The sequence below is a fragment of the Bifidobacterium simiiventris genome (genome assembly GCF_019331715.1).
GTDB classification, from domain to species: domain Bacteria; phylum Actinomycetota; class Actinomycetes; order Actinomycetales; family Bifidobacteriaceae; genus Bifidobacterium; species Bifidobacterium simiiventris.
This window is the reverse complement of sequence record NZ_JAHBBG010000004.1, coordinates 1-15055: the sequence shown is the minus strand read 5'-3', so window position 1 is coordinate 15055 and position 15055 is coordinate 1. Positions and strand designations below refer to the sequence as shown.

General features: G+C 63.1%; 20 protein-coding genes. 3 read left to right on the top strand and 17 right to left on the bottom strand.

Annotated features, from left to right (window positions below):
- Window positions 1-86 precede the first annotated feature (86 nt).
- Both KIH76_RS05705 and KIH76_RS05700 read left to right on the top strand, forming a co-directional pair.
- Complete coding sequence (locus KIH76_RS05705) at window positions 87-434, top strand: RNA polymerase-binding protein RbpA (protein WP_214373820.1); 348 nt, start codon at window positions 87-89, stop codon at window positions 432-434.
- 140 nt (window positions 435-574) lie between these two features.
- Window positions 575-1291: an HAD hydrolase-like protein gene (locus KIH76_RS05700; protein WP_214373821.1), complete on the top strand. Its 717-nt coding sequence runs from the start codon at window positions 575-577 to the stop codon at window positions 1289-1291.
- Window positions 1292-1600: 309 nt separating this feature from the next.
- Here the strand turns inward: KIH76_RS05700 and KIH76_RS05695 are convergent, their stop codons facing one another.
- The 14 genes from KIH76_RS05695 to KIH76_RS05630 all read right to left on the bottom strand — a co-directional run bounded on the left by KIH76_RS05695 (window position 1601) and on the right by KIH76_RS05630 (window position 12903).
- Window positions 1601-1963, bottom strand: coding sequence for a C4-dicarboxylate ABC transporter (locus KIH76_RS05695; RefSeq protein WP_214374936.1), 363 nt, complete (start codon window positions 1961-1963; stop codon window positions 1601-1603).
- A gap of 81 nt (window positions 1964-2044) precedes the next feature.
- Window positions 2045-2632 (bottom strand): MerR family transcriptional regulator, encoded by a 588-nt coding sequence (locus KIH76_RS05690; RefSeq protein ID WP_214374935.1) that lies wholly within the window; start codon window positions 2630-2632, stop codon window positions 2045-2047.
- A gap of 66 nt (window positions 2633-2698) precedes the next feature.
- Window positions 2699-3136, bottom strand: a complete 438-nt coding sequence (locus KIH76_RS05685) for an FHA domain-containing protein (RefSeq protein ID WP_214374933.1) — start codon at window positions 3134-3136, stop codon at window positions 2699-2701.
- Between the two features lie 15 nt (window positions 3137-3151).
- On the bottom strand, window positions 3152-3985 hold the full coding sequence (locus KIH76_RS05680) for a DUF881 domain-containing protein (RefSeq protein ID WP_214374932.1): 834 nt from the start codon (window positions 3983-3985) through the stop codon (window positions 3152-3154).
- 3 nt (window positions 3986-3988) lie between these two features.
- A complete protein-coding gene (locus tag KIH76_RS05675) occupies window positions 3989-4321 on the bottom strand; it encodes a small basic family protein (RefSeq protein ID WP_152357535.1) in 333 nt (110 codons plus the stop codon).
- 2 nt (window positions 4322-4323) lie between these two features.
- Entirely contained in the window at window positions 4324-5250 is a 927-nt protein-coding gene (locus KIH76_RS05670) for a DUF881 domain-containing protein (protein WP_236036872.1), read from the bottom strand.
- 114 nt (window positions 5251-5364) lie between these two features.
- Window positions 5365-6009 carry a CDP-alcohol phosphatidyltransferase family protein gene (locus tag KIH76_RS05665; protein WP_214374931.1) on the bottom strand — a complete coding sequence of 215 codons (645 nt, stop codon included), beginning with the start codon at window positions 6007-6009 and terminating at the stop codon, window positions 5365-5367.
- Between the two features lie 12 nt (window positions 6010-6021).
- Window positions 6022-6873 (bottom strand): ATP phosphoribosyltransferase, encoded by an 852-nt coding sequence (gene hisG / locus KIH76_RS05660; protein WP_214374929.1) that lies wholly within the window; start codon window positions 6871-6873, stop codon window positions 6022-6024.
- A gap of 72 nt (window positions 6874-6945) precedes the next feature.
- Entirely contained in the window at window positions 6946-7209 is a 264-nt protein-coding gene (locus KIH76_RS05655) for a phosphoribosyl-ATP diphosphatase (RefSeq protein ID WP_214374928.1), read from the bottom strand.
- 45 nt (window positions 7210-7254) lie between these two features.
- The gene (rpe, locus tag KIH76_RS05650) at window positions 7255-7923 is read right to left on the bottom strand and encodes a ribulose-phosphate 3-epimerase (protein WP_214374926.1); all 669 of its coding nucleotides are present in this window, start codon (window positions 7921-7923) and stop codon (window positions 7255-7257) included.
- Window positions 7924-7987: 64 nt separating this feature from the next.
- Window positions 7988-8917, bottom strand: coding sequence for a prolipoprotein diacylglyceryl transferase (lgt, locus tag KIH76_RS05645; protein ID WP_214374925.1), 930 nt, complete (start codon window positions 8915-8917; stop codon window positions 7988-7990).
- A 113-nt stretch (window positions 8918-9030) separates the two neighbouring features.
- Window positions 9031-9900: a tryptophan synthase subunit alpha gene (gene trpA / locus KIH76_RS05640; protein WP_214374924.1), complete on the bottom strand. Its 870-nt coding sequence runs from the start codon at window positions 9898-9900 to the stop codon at window positions 9031-9033.
- A gap of 21 nt (window positions 9901-9921) precedes the next feature.
- Window positions 9922-12009 (bottom strand): bifunctional indole-3-glycerol phosphate synthase/tryptophan synthase subunit beta, encoded by a 2088-nt coding sequence (locus KIH76_RS05635; protein WP_219069792.1) that lies wholly within the window; start codon window positions 12007-12009, stop codon window positions 9922-9924.
- A gap of 129 nt (window positions 12010-12138) precedes the next feature.
- Window positions 12139-12903 carry an SDR family oxidoreductase gene (locus tag KIH76_RS05630; protein ID WP_214374922.1) on the bottom strand — a complete coding sequence of 255 codons (765 nt, stop codon included), beginning with the start codon at window positions 12901-12903 and terminating at the stop codon, window positions 12139-12141.
- Window positions 12904-13081: 178 nt separating this feature from the next.
- On the opposite strand from KIH76_RS05630, the gene KIH76_RS05625 reads away from it, so the two are divergent.
- Window positions 13082-13261, top strand: a complete 180-nt coding sequence (locus KIH76_RS05625; protein ID WP_214374921.1) for a hypothetical protein — start codon at window positions 13082-13084, stop codon at window positions 13259-13261.
- A gap of 22 nt (window positions 13262-13283) precedes the next feature.
- Here the strand turns inward: KIH76_RS05625 and KIH76_RS05620 are convergent, their stop codons facing one another.
- Genes KIH76_RS05620 through KIH76_RS05610 form a run of 3 tightly spaced genes read right to left on the bottom strand, consistent with a single transcriptional unit; the run spans window position 13284 to window position 14913 of the window.
- Window positions 13284-14165 (bottom strand): deoxyribonuclease IV, encoded by an 882-nt coding sequence (locus KIH76_RS05620; RefSeq protein WP_214374920.1) that lies wholly within the window; start codon window positions 14163-14165, stop codon window positions 13284-13286.
- On the bottom strand, window positions 14162-14662 hold the full coding sequence (locus tag KIH76_RS05615) for a VOC family protein (RefSeq protein WP_214374919.1): 501 nt from the start codon (window positions 14660-14662) through the stop codon (window positions 14162-14164). Before KIH76_RS05615 ends, KIH76_RS05620 begins: the two co-directional genes overlap by 4 nt.
- A 59-nt stretch (window positions 14663-14721) precedes the next feature.
- A complete protein-coding gene (locus tag KIH76_RS05610) occupies window positions 14722-14913 on the bottom strand; it encodes a response regulator transcription factor (protein WP_236036854.1) in 192 nt (63 codons plus the stop codon).
- Window positions 14914-15055: the final 142 nt, after the last annotated feature.

The following is a 15055-nucleotide window of genomic DNA, read 5'->3' as shown; positions in this document are numbered from 1 at the left end:
TCAGTCGATACTAGGCCGAACGGGAATAGAACGCCCGTCCCAACTGTTCGATAACGTAGTACGGATTGTGATATAAGGAGGAACTCATGGCGGAACGTAGTCTCAGAGGCATGAGCATCGGCGCGAAATCGCTGGAATCCGACGAAAACGTCGATTTCGCGGCGCGTACGGAAGTGGCGTACATCTGCCCGAAGGGGCATCGTACGATCCTGCCGTTCGCCGACGGTGCGGAGATCCCCGAGGAATGGGAGTGCCGTTGCGGCGCCACCGCGCATCGCGAGGGCGACGGGGACCAGGAACCGGACGAGATCACCAAGCCGACCCGCACCCACTGGGACATGCTGCTCGAACGCCGCAGCGAGGAGGAACTCAAGGCCCTGCTCGACAAGCGACTGCAGATGCACCGCGAAGGATGGATCCCCGATTACGAGTGATCGCGCGTGCGCCGACGCGGCCGACCCGCACAAGCTGAACAACACGTGAACTGATGCCCGGTCATGATGGCCGGGCATAATTGTATGCGTTTGCAATCGTCGGCGTTGCGTTTGCCGCCGAACACAGGGGAGAGATGACCATGACCCAGAACCATCCGCTGAACGTTGTGCTGCTCGATCTGGACGGCACGCTCACGCAGTCACATTTCGGCATCATCGCCTGCGTCGTCAAGGCGTTCGAGGCACTGGGACTGCCAGTGCCGGACGACGCCGAGCTACACCGGTTCATCGGCCCGGCCATTATTGAATCGTTCAAGCGCAACCATATCCCTGACGGCAAACTGGATGAGGCCGTGCGTATCTACCGCGAATACTACGCCGACAAGGCCGTGTTCGACGATCCGAACGATCCTGGGCATCTGGTGCCGGGACGCCTGTACAACCGCGTGTACGACGGCATTCCCAAGCAGCTGGCTACGTTGCGCAAGGCCGGATATTATCTCGCCATCGCCACCTGCAAGCCCGAGTATCAGGCCGTGCCGATCTGCGATCATTTCGGCCTGACCGGCATGGTCGACGGCGTGTACGGGGCCAGCCGCGACAATTCGCGCCTCGACAAGGATCAGGTGATCCGGTATGCGTTCGATCGCATCGGATTCGATGCCGCGGCAGGTGACCGCGCGCTGATGGTCGGCGACCGTTGGACCGACGCGGACGGCGCCTCGGCATGTGGTCTGGATTGCCTCGGTTGCGGCTGGGGTTATTCGGAACCCGGCGAACTCGCGCAGCACGGTTGCTACCGGATCCTCGATACCGTGGCCGAACTGTCAGGCGCGGTCGAGGATTACTTCGGCTGAGCGGGTTTTTCAATGATTGATCCCGGGCTTACGGCCGTTTCCGCAGTGTCAGAAGACCGTAGGCCCGGGACGAATATGCGCGGAGACGTACGGACACGACAGCATCATATTATCCGATAATGTACGTTATGTCAGATTGCGCAGCAATCGGACATAACGTCTCACGGTTATGTCGCGAGACGTCACTGGGCGTTGCGTCTTGCTGACATAACCGCTCGTCTTTGGCAAGCTTCGCTTCGCTGGCTTACCTTGGTGGGTTTGCCGGAGACGACGCCGCATATGGAAAAATTCTCATACAGGAATGTGCGATCATCGCTTGGCATGTAGTATGCGGTCGATCTGCGTGCGCTCGGCGCGTTTGGATTGCATGAACATCAGCACCCATTCGGCGATCACCGGGATGATGGCGACTATCGCACCGACGATCTGATAGCGGTCGTACCAAGCCAGCATAACGGCGTCGATGTCGTGCTGCAGCAGCATCAGCGCTAGAAATGGCACGGCGCACAGCACCACGGAACATACCTGTGCGTAGATCACGGTCCAGCTGACCGGCTCGACCTCAGGATGACCGCCGGCGAACAGATGGCCTCGCACCACGCATATCACGCATACCGCCGCGGACCAGCACAGCGAAAACAGCCACAGCAGCAACGGCAGCAGATCGATCATACAGTCCTTCTCCCCGCCCCTGTTCAGTTCGTCGTTTCAGCACAGTCGCAGCAATTGCACGATGATGCCACATGCGGGCAGTTATGCGGCTTCCTGACGTCGGGCTTTGTTCTCGGCGATTTTCTTACGCATGCGCATCGCGGTGAGCTCGTCGATCGGACGTCCCGTCACGATGGTCATCGGAGTCTTGTCCAGATCGACGTAATCCTCGTTTTCCAGCGCCTTTTCGATCTGGTACCACAATGAGCTGACCGATACGGCAAAGACGGCCTTGCCGCTTTGCAGCAGGTCGAGCATCTGCTCGCTGGTCGTGCATTCATGAACGTGCTGCCCGTCGCACATGATCGTGATGTGCTCGAGCTGTCCGGCGGTCCGCTGGGCGAGGAACCCGATCGCGGCCGTCACGTTCTGCAGGTTCACTCCGGCATCCAGCAGACGCTTGGAGACGGCAAGGATCAACACGTCCTTGAAGGAGTACAGGCGTCTCGAACCGGAACCGTGCGACGGAGTGATCGAGGGCTCGACGATCTGCTTGCGCGCCCAGTAATCCAACTGCCGATACGTGATGCCGGCGACCTTCGACGCGACAGTGCCCCTGTAGCCACGCTTGGCGTCCTGCTCCTCCCCCGCGGTGAACAGCTCACCTTGGATGGCCTGCCGCACGCTCATGGCACAGCTCCCTTCTGCAGGACTCCTCCGTCACCGTCAGGACACGGGGATGCTCGTCACCGTGAATCAGGCGATCACGGCGGACTTGGTGAAGAACACCAGACGGAACTTGCCGATCATGATCTCGTCGCCGTTGCGCAGCGTCGCACGATCCACCCGTTGGCGGTTCACGTACGTGCCGTTCAGGCTGCCCGCGTCGACGACCTCGAACGTGTTCCCGGTGCGGCGGAACACCGCATGCGAGCGTGACACGGTCGAATCGTCGAGCAGGATATCCGCGCGAGGGTCACGGCCGACCGTGATTTCATCCTCGTCCAGCAGGTATCTGGAACCGGACACCGCGCCGCGGGTGGACACGAGCAACGCCGTGCCCTCGGACAGACGCGCGATCGTGTCGAGATCCTCCTGGGTCAGCGGACGATCGCCGGTGGTCGTGATCGGGATGGTGATGGCAGGCAGGCCGATGATGGTCGTTTCGCCTGCGGTAGGAATCGGATTCGTCATAATGCTCCATTGTACCTATTCGATCGGCGTTGCGTACTGATATTGCCGCGCCTGTCGCGTTTCGTCGATTTTTACCTCGTCTTCGGTGGATACGGACACGTCCGCACCGTACTTCACCTTGAGTCGGGAGCCGACGCCGCCGGCGATGTTCACGGCATTCGCCAGCGCCTGAGGATCGCCGATCGCCTTGACCACATACGGCGTGTCCAGCGTTTCGCCGTCGCAGATCAACGTGCCGTCAGTCGTTTCGCTAATGTAGGTGGACGTGACCACGCGCACCGTGTTGATGGCGATCACCTCGGCTCCGGCGTTGCGCAGCTCCTCGAGGAGCGTGAACATCGTTGACGCGTCCACATTGGCCTTGGATCCCTTGGTGATGTGGATGATCACGCCTTCGCCCTTCGCGGCGAGTCGGCCGGAAAGGATACCGTTCGTCTCCTCGTTCTGCTTGGCGATCTTTTGGGCGGCGGCCTGCTTGTCGGCCGTGGCCTTGAGCGAATTGAGCTGGCTGGTCAGTTCGCTTTTGCGCTGTTCGAGGCTCTGCACCTGATTGCTGGTCTCGTTGATCAGACGCACCAGTTCGTCCTCGCTCATCGTCTCGTACGTGGATTTCGTGTTGTTGATCTGGATCATGTAGGCGAACGACAGCAACGCGCACATGACCGCTATGAGCAGGCTGGTAACCAGCCGCATGCGTGTCGCGTTCGCGTTGAGCGAACGCTTCCCTCCTCTGCGTTTGCGCACGACCGGGAACGAGCCGGTTTCGGTATGGTCGTTTGCCTTGTCCTGCGCATGCTGGAGGTGCAACCTGGTCAGCATGTCCTGCGGATGACGTTTGCGTCGTGCCATGGCTCAGCCCTTGAAGATGAACCGGCGGATCGCCGATACGTTGGAGAAGATGCGGATGCCGAGCACGACGATGACGGCGGTCTGCAGCTGCGAGCCGACGCCAAGCTGGTTGCCGAGGAACACGAGCAACGTCGCCGTGACCACATTGGAGATGAACGAGATCACGAACACTTTGTCGGAGAAGCTCCGTTCGAAATATGCGCGGGCCGCGCCAAGCAGCGCATCCAGCGCGGCGACCACCATGATCGGCAGATACGGCTGCAGTACGACCGGAATATCGGGTTTGACGAACAGGCCGACGACCACGCCAATGATCAATCCCAACACCGCTGCCATCGTCATTCGTCCTTTCTCATATAGGAAAGATTGCCTAAAGATGCCGCTTCCAGTGTAAGCGATCTGGACTTCGAAACCTGCGGATAGATGCCCGCTTTGGCGAATGATTCGTAGAGTTTCGGCTGCTGGGACGAGCCAAGCGCCTCGGCGAGGGCATTCCTGTCACCGATGGCCTCGATCCGGTACGGGCTTTGCACCGGGTTGACCCCCACCATGATCGTCTGACCGGCCGTGCGGATCGAGGTCTGCACGCCGATGCGGAACCCGTTGATGGAGATGGCCTCGGCTCCCGACTGCCACAGCAGCGACACCAGCAGCTGCAGGTCGGCGTCAGAGACCACACGGATCTGCGACGCCGTGCTGTCGCGATGATAGGTGCCATTCGCCGAAGTGTCGTCGGTCGCCAGGGGGTTGGCGATCGTGAGCACGATGCCTTCGCCGCTGACCTTGGACAGTCCGTTGACCATTTCGTCCTGGGTGAGCGTGTCGTTTTGCGATACATCGCCCAGCTGTTTCGACTGCTTGGTCACCTCGCTCTGCAGGTTGGCGACCTCGCCGTTGAGCGCGTCGACGCGCGTGTTCAGTCCTTCCAGTTCGTTGGCCCAGTTCTGCCGCACTTCCTTACGCGGATCGGTGTGCAGCTGCTGCACGAACAAACAGCTGTAGAACCCGACCACGATGCAGATGAGGAACACCACGACGCGGGTGAGCCAGACCTCCCACGTGGGCGTCTTGCGGCGTGAGGCAAGACGGGAGTCCGAGAACAGAGGATCCATCGGACGGTTCGTCAAATCATCCAATAACTGCAATGAGCCGTCGTGCGCCTTGCGGCGGTGCCGACGGGACGCCTGTCCGACATCAAGGGGCAGCGAGGCGTGATGCGACGCGATCGCGGACACCGAGCTGGAGAACACCGCCCTGCGATGCATCGAGGCGGCGTCGACCGGTACGGGAAACGAGACGGGGCGCTCTTCTGGTTCGGAGCGTTCCGTCTCTGCGGAATCGAACGTTTCCGGCTCCTGCTGCATCACGTCGGTCATGGGTCAGTCGACCTCGTCGCGCACGCGGACTGCGGTGCCGGCGGTGTCCGCGACGCGTATCAGACGGATGCCCTGACGCAGGTAAATGTATCCTGCAAGCCAGTACAGTCCGACACCCCAGATGCCGGCGGCCAACGCGGCCAGATGCAGCAGATCGACCATCGGGTTGGTCCAGATGTCGCAGAAAATGAGCGCGGTGATGGAGATCATGAGCATCGCAGTACCGGTTTTGCCGACAAAATTGACCGGCAGCGGGCCATAGTCGTGCTGGGCGAGCACCAGCACCAGCACACCCATGAGCAGGTCGCGCAGTCCGACGATGATGATCATCCACCAAGGGATGATGCCCGCGATGCCGAGCGCGAGCACACTGCACAGGATCAGCAGACGGTCGGCGATCGGGTCGAGGATCTGGCCCACCTTGCTCACCTGGTCGAGCACTCGTGCAAGGATGCCGTCCACACTGTCGGAAATGGCGGAGACGGCGAGCACGGCCAGCCCTTCGATCATGTGATGCTGCGCGACCAGCGCCGCGATGATCGGGATCGAGATGATGCGCAGCAGACTGATCATGTTCGGGACCGTGACGTAGATGTCACGGGGTTCCGGACTGTATTTCTTGCTGAACTTGCGTTTGAAATCGAACATGCGGCGGATGCGTCAGATTCTCGAAGCCTGCAGTGCGGTCACGATGATGCCGCGCGCACCGACCTCGTACAGCTGATCCATCAGGTGGTTGACCTTCGCCTTGGGTACCATGACGCGCACGGCCGCCCACTGCTTGTCGTGCAGCGGCGAGATGGTCGGGCTTTCGAAACCGGGGGTGACGTCCACCGCGGCGGCGACCTTGGACACTGGGATGTCGTAGTCCATGAGCACGTACCGCTGCGCGGTGAGCACGCCTTGCAGACGACGGGACAACTTGACCAGACGTTCGTCGTGCTCATCGAGACGCGGCGAACGAATCAGTACCGCCTGGGAGTGCAGGATCGGATCGGCGAAGATGCGCAGGCCGGCGTTGCGCAGCGTCGTACCGGTGGACACGACGTCGGCGATGAGATCGGCGACGCCGAGTTGCACGGACGATTCGACCGCGCCGTCGAGGTGGATGGTCTCCGCGTCGATGCCGTGCGCGGCCAGGTAGTCGTGCACGAGCTTGTCGAAGGATGTGGCCACGCGCTTGCCTTGAATGTCCTCGAGTGTGCTGATCGGGGAATCGTTCGGGGCGGCGAAACGGAACGTGGACGCGCCGAAGCCGAGCTCCATATGTTCCTTCGCCTCGGTTCCCGAATTCAGCAGCAGGTCATGGCCGGTGATGCCGACGTCGATCGTGCCGCGACCGACGTACACGGCGATGTCGAGCGGGCGCAGGTAGAACAGTTCGACGTCGTTGTCCGGATCCTCCACGACGAGCTGACGCGGGTTCGACCGCAGACGGTATCCGGCTTCGGACAGCATGTTCCATGCGGGTTCCGACAGCATGCCCTTGTTGGGTACGGCGATTCGCAACATGATTTTCCTCCCCTTGGGCCGGTGGCTATCCGCTCTCGTGCGGCGATGCGGGGCAACCGGCCCGGTTCGATTTCACAGGTACTTGTATACGTCTTCGAGCGTGATGCCGCGGTCGATCATCATCACCTGCAGATGGTAGATGAGCTGGCTCATCTCCTCGGCGGTGCGGTCGGCGCCCTCGTATTCGGCGGCGATCCACGTCTCCCCCGCCTCCTCGACGATCTTCTTGCCGATGAAGTGGGTGCCCTTGTTCAGCTCGTCCACGGTGAGGGATCCGGCCGGCTTGGTGGCAGCCTTGTCGCTCAGCTCGGCGAACAACGATTCGAAGGTCTTCATGCCTTGTCTCCTTGGTATGCGGGTATACGGCTGATGTGCGTGGACTCAGGCGCGGAACGCGGCCTGGGCCTTGGCGCGGATGTCGTCGATGGCCTGGGCCGGGTTCTCGGCGCCGTATACGGCGGAGCCGGCCACGAGCACGTCGGCGCCGGCCTCGGCCACGATGTGCGCGGTCTTCGGGCTCACGCCGCCGTCGACCTGGATCTTGGTGGCGAGGCCGCGACGAGTGATCTCGTCACGAAGGCGACGCACCTTGGCCATCTGGTTGTCGAGGAACTTCTGGCCGCCGAAGCCGGGCTCGACGGTCATGACGAGCACCATGTCGAACTCGTCGAGGATGTCGAAGATTGGTTCGACCGGCTCGGCCGGGCGCACGGCGAAGCAGGCCTTGCAGCCCATGTCACGCAGCTGGCGGGCCAGACGCACCGGCGCATGGGTGGCGCCCATGTGGAAGGAGACGGACGCGGCGCCGAGCTTGGCATATTCGGGGGCCCAGCGGTCCGGGTCCTCGATCATGAGGTGCACGTCGACCGGCAGGTCGGTGACCTGGCAGATGCGGCCGACGATCGGCTCGCCAAGGGTGAGGTTCGGCACGAAGTGGTGGTCCATCACATCGACGTGAACGAGATCGGCATTGGAAATGGCCTTGAGATCGCGCTCGAGGTTGCAGAAATCAGCGGACAGGATGCTGGGAGCGATTTGAATCGTAGTCATGGTTGCCTATTCTATGGAGTCTGAGCGACGAACGACCCTGTACGGCGCCGTTCGTCGCGGTTGTTCATTGATTGTTCGTCTTCGGCTTGCCGCCGTCGGCGATCGACTGGCGTTCGAGCTCGTCGGCCGTGACCGAGGTAAGCCTGCGGGACAGCGCTTCGCTGTCGCCGCCGAAGCGCCAGAGCAGGACGAACAGGACACATCCGAGGATGAAGCACAGGATCGCGGTCCACACGTTGATGCGCAGGCCGAGGATGATCGTCGAGTAGTTGATGCGGATCATTTCGATCCAGGTGCGTCCGAGTCCGTACCACATGAGGTACATGGCGAACTGCTGTCCGGCCTTGAGCACTCCCCATAACTTGTGTCCGAGCCATACGATGATGGCCGCGCCGATGAGGTTCCAGATCATCTCGTACAGGAACGTCGGGTGGAACAGCGTGCCGGTCGGGCATGCCTGGCCGTCGTAGCAGATCTCGGTTTTGCCGATCGCGTCGGCGTCGTTGAGCTTGAGCCCCCACGGCAGGGTGGTCGGTTTGCCGTACAGCTCCTGGTTGAACCAGTTGCCGAGGCGTCCGATGGCTTGCGCGACCATGAGCCCCGGGGCGAGTGCGTCGGCGAGCAGTGCGAACGGGTAGCGCTTGTGGCGGCACCACAGGAATGCGGCCAGCGCGCCGACGGAGATGCCGCCGAAGATCGCCATGCCGCCCTCCCACACCTTGAGGATGTTGACGAGGCTGCCGGTGGGCGGAAAGTACTGGTCGGGCGTGGTGATGCAGTGGTAGAGGCGCGCGCCGACGAGTCCGCTCGGCACGGCGACGAGTGTGGTGTCGAGTACCTGGTCGAAGGTGCCACCGACGCGCTTCCAACGTGTCGTCAGGATCGCGACGGCCGCGCAGATGCCGATCAGGATGCAGATCGCGTACATGCGGATGGTCACCGGTCCGATCTGGAAGTATGAGAACGTCGGTGATGGAATATAAGCCAGGTTCATCGTGGAATGCTCGCCTCTCTACTTTTGGATTGCCTCTGCCAGCCTACCGCAGTTCGGCCGGAACCGGTGGCTTTGGGGACCGGTTCCAGCCGAGACCACGGACCCGTCGCGCCCTAGCGCGCGTTGTGGATGCCGTCGGCGAGCGATTCGGTCTTGGCTGCGAGATCCTTGAGCCCTTCGGCCGGGTCCTTCGCGGTCCGGTCGTCGTCGTTCAGCAGCGTGTGCACGAGCGCGGATCCGACGATCACGCCGTCGGCGTACGCGCCGACCTTCGCTCCCTGCTCGGGTGTGGACACGCCGATGCCGACGCACACGTTCTTCGCGCCGGCCTTGCGGGTGCGCTCGACCAGCGTCTCCGGGGACGCGTCGATGGAAGCGCGTTCGCCGGTCACGCCCATGCGGGCGGCCGCATACACGAAGCCTCGTGCGTTCTTCGACACGACGGCGAGTCGTTCGTCGGCCGAATCAGGCGACACGAGGAAGATGCGGTCGAGGCCGTGACGGTCGGACGCCTCGATCCACTCCCCCGCCTCGTCCGGGATGAGGTCCGGGGTGATCAATCCGGCGCCGCCGGCGTTCTCGAAGTCACGGGCGAAGCGTTCGACGCCGTAGTGGTAGATGAGGTTCCAGTAGCTCATGATGAGCGGCACACCGCCCGCGTTCGCCACGGTTTCGACGGCCTTGAACACGCCATGGATGCTTTCGCCGTTGTTCAGGGCGATCTGGCTGGCGGCCTGGATGACCGGGCCGTCCATCACCGGGTCGGAGTACGGCAGGCCGATCTCGACCGCGTCGACGCCGTGCTCGACCATCGTGCGCAGCGCGTCGAGCGAGACGTCCGGGTTCGGAAAGCCGTACGGCAGGTAGCCGATGAACGCGGGCTTGTTCTCCGCCTTGAACGCGTCGAACATCGCCTCGGTGCGGCTGGGCTTGTGGCTGATGCCGAGGGGCTGGCCCGACGGCGTGGTTGCTGTGTTCGTCATAATCGATTCTCCCCTCGTTCCTCAGGCCACGGTGTCGCCGTGCGCGCCGGTCACGTCGAGCGCGGCCGCCTGCTCGTCGGTCAGATAACCGAACCACTTGCCGGCCGTCGCCATGTCCTTGTCTCCACGACCGGAGATGTTGATGATCATCACGGCCTTGTCGTATCCCTTCGCTTTGAGATCGGCGGCGGCCTTGTATGCGCCGGCGACCGCATGCGAGCTTTCGATGGCAGGGATGATGCCCTCGGTCTGGCTCAGGTCGCGGAACGCGTTCATCGCCTCGTCGTCGGTCGCCCAGCTGTAGTTCACGCGGCCGATGTCCTTGAGCCACGCGTGTTCCGGGCCGACGGACGCGTAGTCGAGGCCGGCCGAGATCGAATACGTGTCGAGCGTCTGGCCCTCGTCGGTTTCCAGCAGGTAGCTCTTGGCGCCCTGGAACATGCCGAGCTGGCCGGTGCCGGGAGCGAAGCGGATCGCGTGACGTCCGGATTCGGGGCCGTTGCCCCCCGCCTCGTAGCCGTAGAGGTTGACACGTTCGTCGTCGAGGAACGCGTTCATGATGCCGATCGCGTTCGAGCCGCCGCCGACGCACGCGCAGATCGCGTCCGGGTGGTCGATGCCGTACCAGTCCTTGAGCTGTTCCTTGGCCTCCTCGCCGATGATCTTCTGGAAGTCGCGCACCATCGCCGGGAACGGGTGCGGGCCGGCGACCGTGCCGAGCAGGTAGTGCGTGTCCTTGACGTTGGTGACCCAGTCGCGCAGCGCCTCGTTGATCGCGTCCTTCAAAATGCGGTCGCCGAGCGTGACCTCCACGACCTCGGCGCCGAGCATGCGCATGCGGGCGACGTTGAGCGCCTGGCGTCGGGCGTCGATCTGGCCCATGTAGATGCGGCACTTGAGGCCGAGCATTGCGCACACGGTCGCGGTGGCCACGCCGTGCTGGCCGGCTCCGGTCTCGGCGATCACGCGCGTCTTGCCCATGCGCTTGACGAGCAGCGCCTGGCCGAGCGCGTTGTTGATCTTGTGCGCGCCGGTGTGGTTGAGGTCCTCGCGCTTGAGGAAGATGCGTGCATCAAGGCCGGTCTTGGACTTGACCAATTCGGCGAAGCGCGGCGCCTCCGTGAGCGGCGACGGACGGCCGACGTAGCGCTGCTGCAGCGTCATGAATTCCTTGTGGAATTCGGGGTCGGCCTTGGCCTCATCGTAGACGCGTTCGAGCTCGTCCAGCGCGGTGATGAGCGCCTCGGGCACGTACCGGCCGCCGAACTGGCCCCAGTACGGTCCCTGGTGCTCGCTTAACGGGGTGGTTTCGGATGCTTTCACTCTTGCTCCTGCCTTTACTAGTCGTTCCACTGCAAGTTCATGATCGGCGGCCGTGGCCACGCCCTCGCCCACCAGCACGGCGTCCGCGCCGGCCCGGCCGTAGTCCTCGACCTCCACCGCGCCGAACACGCCGGATTCGGCGACCCGGATCACGTCGTCGGGCAGGTTCGCCGCCAGCTCGTTGTATTTGTTCACGTCGACCTTGAGATCCTTGAGGTTGCGCGCGTTGATGCCGATCACCTTCGCGCCGGCCGCGATCGCGCGTTCGATCTCCTCGCGGGTGTGTGTCTCGACGAGTGCGGTCATGTCCAGCTCGTGTGCCAGGCCGAGCAGGTGCTTCAGTGTCGCGTCGTCGAGCGCGGCGACGATGAGCAGCACGAGATCGGCGCCGTGGGCGCGCGCCTCATAGATCTGGTAGTCGGTGACGATGAAGTCCTTGCGCAGCACCGGGATGTGCACGGCGGCGCGTACCTTGTCGAGATCGTCGAGCGAGCCGAGGAACCGGCGGCCTTCGGTGAGCACGGAGATCGCGCTCGCGCCGCCAGCCTCGTATTCGCGGGCCAGCGTGGCCGGATCCGGGATGTCGCTCAGATGGCCCTTGGACGGGGAGGCGCGCTTGATTTCGGCGATCACCGGGATGCCGTCGGCGCGCTTGAGCCATCGCTTCGCATCGATCGGCGCCGGGGCCGCCAAGGCGGCCTTCCTCACATCTTCAAGCGACACGGTGCGCTCGCGGGTCTGCTGGTCCTCCAGCGCGCCCGCCACCAATTCGTCCAATACCGACATGATCCTCCCTTTGTCTGTGGTCGATCATGCGTCACTCTAGGGCACCGGACGCGGCGGGCGCCTCCGTCGTCCTACATTCTGGGCGATCGGCCGTCCCCGTCGTCCGGTGTACCCGTCATGCCGCATGCGTCACCGTTCGCGGTACACCTTGGTGTAGGAGCCTTCGGCGCGCGGACGCACGACGATGGAGTCGATGTCGACCGTGTCGGGCTGGCCGAGCGCCCAGCGCACGCATTCGGCGATGTCCTCGGCCGTGAGCGGATCTGGCACGCCGGCGTACACGGCCGCGGCCTTCGCCTCGTCGCCGCCGAAGCGCTTGAGCGAGAACTCGTCGGTGTGCACCATGCCCGGGGCGATGTCGATCACGCGCACCGGCTCGCCGATCTGCTCAAGGCGCAGCACGCGTGCCATCACCTTTTCCGCGAACTTCGAGGCGCAGTATCCGGCGCCGCCCTCGTACGGTTCGATGCCGGCCGTCGAGGAGATGACGAGCACGGTGCCGCCGCCGGGCGCCTGTTTGAGCGCCGGCAGAAGCTTTTGCGTGATGCGCAGCGTGCCGATCACGTTCAGCTCGTACATGTTACGCCAGTCGTCGAGGTTCGCGGTGGCTACCGGATCCTTGCCGAACGCCGCACCCGCGCAGTTGACGAGCGCCTTGACCGGCCCGCCGGCCAGCACCTTGTCCACGGCCGCCTGCGTGCTCGCCTCGTCGGTGATGTCGCACACCTCGTAGCTGACCTTGTCGCCGAGTTCGTCGGCGAGCGCCTTGAGTTTTGCCTCGCGTCGTGCGAGGGCGACGACGGTCCAGCCATCGTTGACGAGTGCGCGTACGCTTGCGGCGCCGATGCCGCTGGATGCGCCGGTGACGACGGCGCGTTTGCTGGTGGTGTTCATTGTGAACCTCCTTGGTTCAAGGGTTGCGACCGTGCGGGTGTTATCGTTCACGGTCTCCCTGGTCCATGATAGTCGCGTCGTGGTGGTGCAGCCGTGTGTGATTGTTCATGTGAGGGTCACTGGCTGGCAAGATATGCCGACTATGGTGGGGGCTGTTTGTAGGTTCGGGGAGGTTGCCATGTATAAGTCTGTCGTCGTTGGTTATGCGCCGCGTGCCGCGAGTATGGCGCAGCAGGTGGAGGCGAAGTCGAATGAGATGGAGTCGCAGGGTTGGCGGCTGGTGTCGTTTTCGGTGACGAATTCGGCCAAGGGGATTCTGGTGTTCCATCGTGAGGGATCGCCCGATCGGGCCGAGTAAACGGTCGGTCTGATCGGTTCGGTCAGGCGTTGCGCAGTCCGCGTAGCAGTGCGATTTCGTCGCGGTGCGTGGTGGCCGTCTGTTCCTTGGTTTCGAGGATCATGGGCAGGCTGGCCATGCGTGGGTCGTTGACGAGTTGCGTGAAGAACGTGGTGCCGAGTTGTCCATCGCCGATGTTGGCGTGGCGGTCCTTGTGCGAGTCGAGGCCGTATTGCGAGTCGTTGGCGTGGATGGCTTTGACGCGGTTCAGCCCGATGGCGTCGTCGAGTCGGCGCAGGACTCCGTCGAAATCGTTGAGGAGGTCGTATCCGGCGTCGTAGACGTGGCAGGTGTCGAGCGTGACGCCGAGGTGAGCCGTATGGTCGGGGTCGACGTGGCCGATGATTGTCGCGAGCTGGTCGAAGTCGCGTCCGCATTCGGTGCCTTTGCCGGCCATCGTTTCAAGCAGGATCGGCACGCTGTCGTCCGTGTCGCCGTCTTCGGAGAGCAGGTCGTATACGTGGTTCAGCCCGTCGGCGATGAGCCGGCATCCTTCCGCGGCTCCTTGTCCGACGTGTGAGCCGGGGTGGATGTTGAGGTAGATCTCCTGTCCAGCGTGGCGGATGGGCGCGAGCAGTTCGAGGTCTTCGGCGAGCGCGTGGATGGCGAATTCGCGTTTGGCTTGGTCTTTGGCGGCGAGGTTGTAGACGTATGGGGCGTGTGCGACGAGCGGCCCGTAGTGTTCGGCTACGAGTCGGCGTGCGAAGTCGGTCGCGCCGTCGGTGGTGAGGGATGTGGATTTTTTGCCGTATGGCGAGCGTGGGAAGAACGCGAACGTGGTGCCGCCTTCATTGTGGGATCGTTCGATGAGTTTGTTCCAGCCGCCGCTGGTGGACAGATGCGATCCGATGAGGAGTTGCGTCATGATCGTCTCGTTTCCTGGTTTTCGTGTTTCTGGTTGTGCTTGTCGTTCGTTGCGCTGGGCCAGCCGCTCCAGTCGGTGACGGCCTCGATGTTGTTGCCGTCCGGGTCGAGGACGAATGCCGCATAGTATCCGGGATGGTAGGCGCGCGGCCCGGGTGCGCCGTTGTCTTGTCCTCCGGCGGCGAGCGCGGCCGTATGGAATGCGCGGACGGCGGCGGGACTGTCGGCGAGGAACGCGATGTGGGTGACCGGACAGGCTGGCGTCGCGTCTGTTGCGATTTGATCGGCGGCCGTGGCGTCGTCCGGTCGAGTTGCGGCGGTCGGCTCGTCCATGGGCGACACGTAGAAGTCGGAGTGGGGCGTGCCGTCGTCGAGTCCGAATCCGATGGTGGGTTCGTGGTGGGCTTTGGCGAAGTATCCGAGCGGCGCGAGCGCCTTCGTGTAGAACGCGATGCTGCGGTCGATGTCGCGCACCGTAAGCGTCAGATGGTCAAGCATACTGTCACTGTAGCGCGGATCTCGCACATGCGTTCGATTGGATGTGAGTGCTGACGGTGTTACATGCCGTCCATTCCGGCCTTGTACCACAGGACGGCGATGTTGACGCGGCTGCGTGCATTGAGTTTGGCGAGGATGCGGGTGACGGTTTTCTTTACGGAATCGGGTTGGATGCAGAGCCGGCCGGCGATTTCCGTGTTGTCCAATCCTTCGGCGACCAGTGCGGCGATTTCCAGTTCGCGTGGACCCAAAGTGCCGAATTTTGCGGCTATTCGCTGTTTGTGGTGGGTGGTTTGGGTGTGAGGTGATGCCGGTCGGGTAGGTTGGAGGCATGGATACCTCTTGTCTGTTCACCGCCGCGTTGCAGCTTCAGTCTCCTTGGAAAGTGGAGTC

Excerpts from the sequence above, each read along its gene's own strand:
- KIH76_RS05630 (WP_214374922.1), bottom strand. The coding sequence starts at position 12,903 with ATGAACACCACCAGCAAACGCGCCGTCGTCACCGGCGCATCCAGCGGC.
- KIH76_RS05615 (WP_214374919.1), bottom strand. The coding sequence starts at position 14,662 with ATGCTTGACCATCTGACGCTTACGGTGCGCGACATCGACCGCAGCATC.
- KIH76_RS05635 (WP_219069792.1), bottom strand. The coding sequence starts at position 12,009 with ATGTCGGTATTGGACGAATTGGTGGCGGGCGCGCTGGAGGACCAGCAG.
- KIH76_RS05670 (WP_236036872.1), bottom strand. The coding sequence starts at position 5,250 with ATGCATCGCAGGGCGGTGTTCTCCAGCTCGGTGTCCGCGATCGCGTCG.
- KIH76_RS05695 (WP_214374936.1), bottom strand. The coding sequence starts at position 1,963 with ATGATCGATCTGCTGCCGTTGCTGCTGTGGCTGTTTTCGCTGTGCTGG.
- KIH76_RS05685 (WP_214374933.1), bottom strand. The coding sequence starts at position 3,136 with ATGACGAATCCGATTCCTACCGCAGGCGAAACGACCATCATCGGCCTG.
- KIH76_RS05675 (WP_152357535.1), bottom strand. The coding sequence starts at position 4,321 with ATGGCAGCGGTGTTGGGATTGATCATTGGCGTGGTCGTCGGCCTGTTC.
- KIH76_RS05690 (WP_214374935.1), bottom strand. The coding sequence starts at position 2,632 with ATGAGCGTGCGGCAGGCCATCCAAGGTGAGCTGTTCACCGCGGGGGAG.
- trpA (WP_214374924.1), bottom strand. The coding sequence starts at position 9,900 with ATGACGAACACAGCAACCACGCCGTCGGGCCAGCCCCTCGGCATCAGC.
- KIH76_RS05705 (WP_214373820.1), top strand. The coding sequence starts at position 87 with ATGGCGGAACGTAGTCTCAGAGGCATGAGCATCGGCGCGAAATCGCTG.
- KIH76_RS05700 (WP_214373821.1), top strand. The coding sequence starts at position 575 with ATGACCCAGAACCATCCGCTGAACGTTGTGCTGCTCGATCTGGACGGC.
- KIH76_RS05680 (WP_214374932.1), bottom strand. The coding sequence starts at position 3,985 with ATGGCACGACGCAAACGTCATCCGCAGGACATGCTGACCAGGTTGCAC.
- KIH76_RS05665 (WP_214374931.1), bottom strand. The coding sequence starts at position 6,009 with ATGTTCGATTTCAAACGCAAGTTCAGCAAGAAATACAGTCCGGAACCC.
- rpe (WP_214374926.1), bottom strand. The coding sequence starts at position 7,923 with ATGACTACGATTCAAATCGCTCCCAGCATCCTGTCCGCTGATTTCTGC.
- KIH76_RS05655 (WP_214374928.1), bottom strand. The coding sequence starts at position 7,209 with ATGAAGACCTTCGAATCGTTGTTCGCCGAGCTGAGCGACAAGGCTGCC.
- lgt (WP_214374925.1), bottom strand. The coding sequence starts at position 8,917 with ATGAACCTGGCTTATATTCCATCACCGACGTTCTCATACTTCCAGATC.
- hisG (WP_214374929.1), bottom strand. The coding sequence starts at position 6,873 with ATGTTGCGAATCGCCGTACCCAACAAGGGCATGCTGTCGGAACCCGCA.
- KIH76_RS05620 (WP_214374920.1), bottom strand. The coding sequence starts at position 14,165 with ATGACGCAACTCCTCATCGGATCGCATCTGTCCACCAGCGGCGGCTGG.
- KIH76_RS05625 (WP_214374921.1), top strand. The coding sequence starts at position 13,082 with ATGTATAAGTCTGTCGTCGTTGGTTATGCGCCGCGTGCCGCGAGTATG.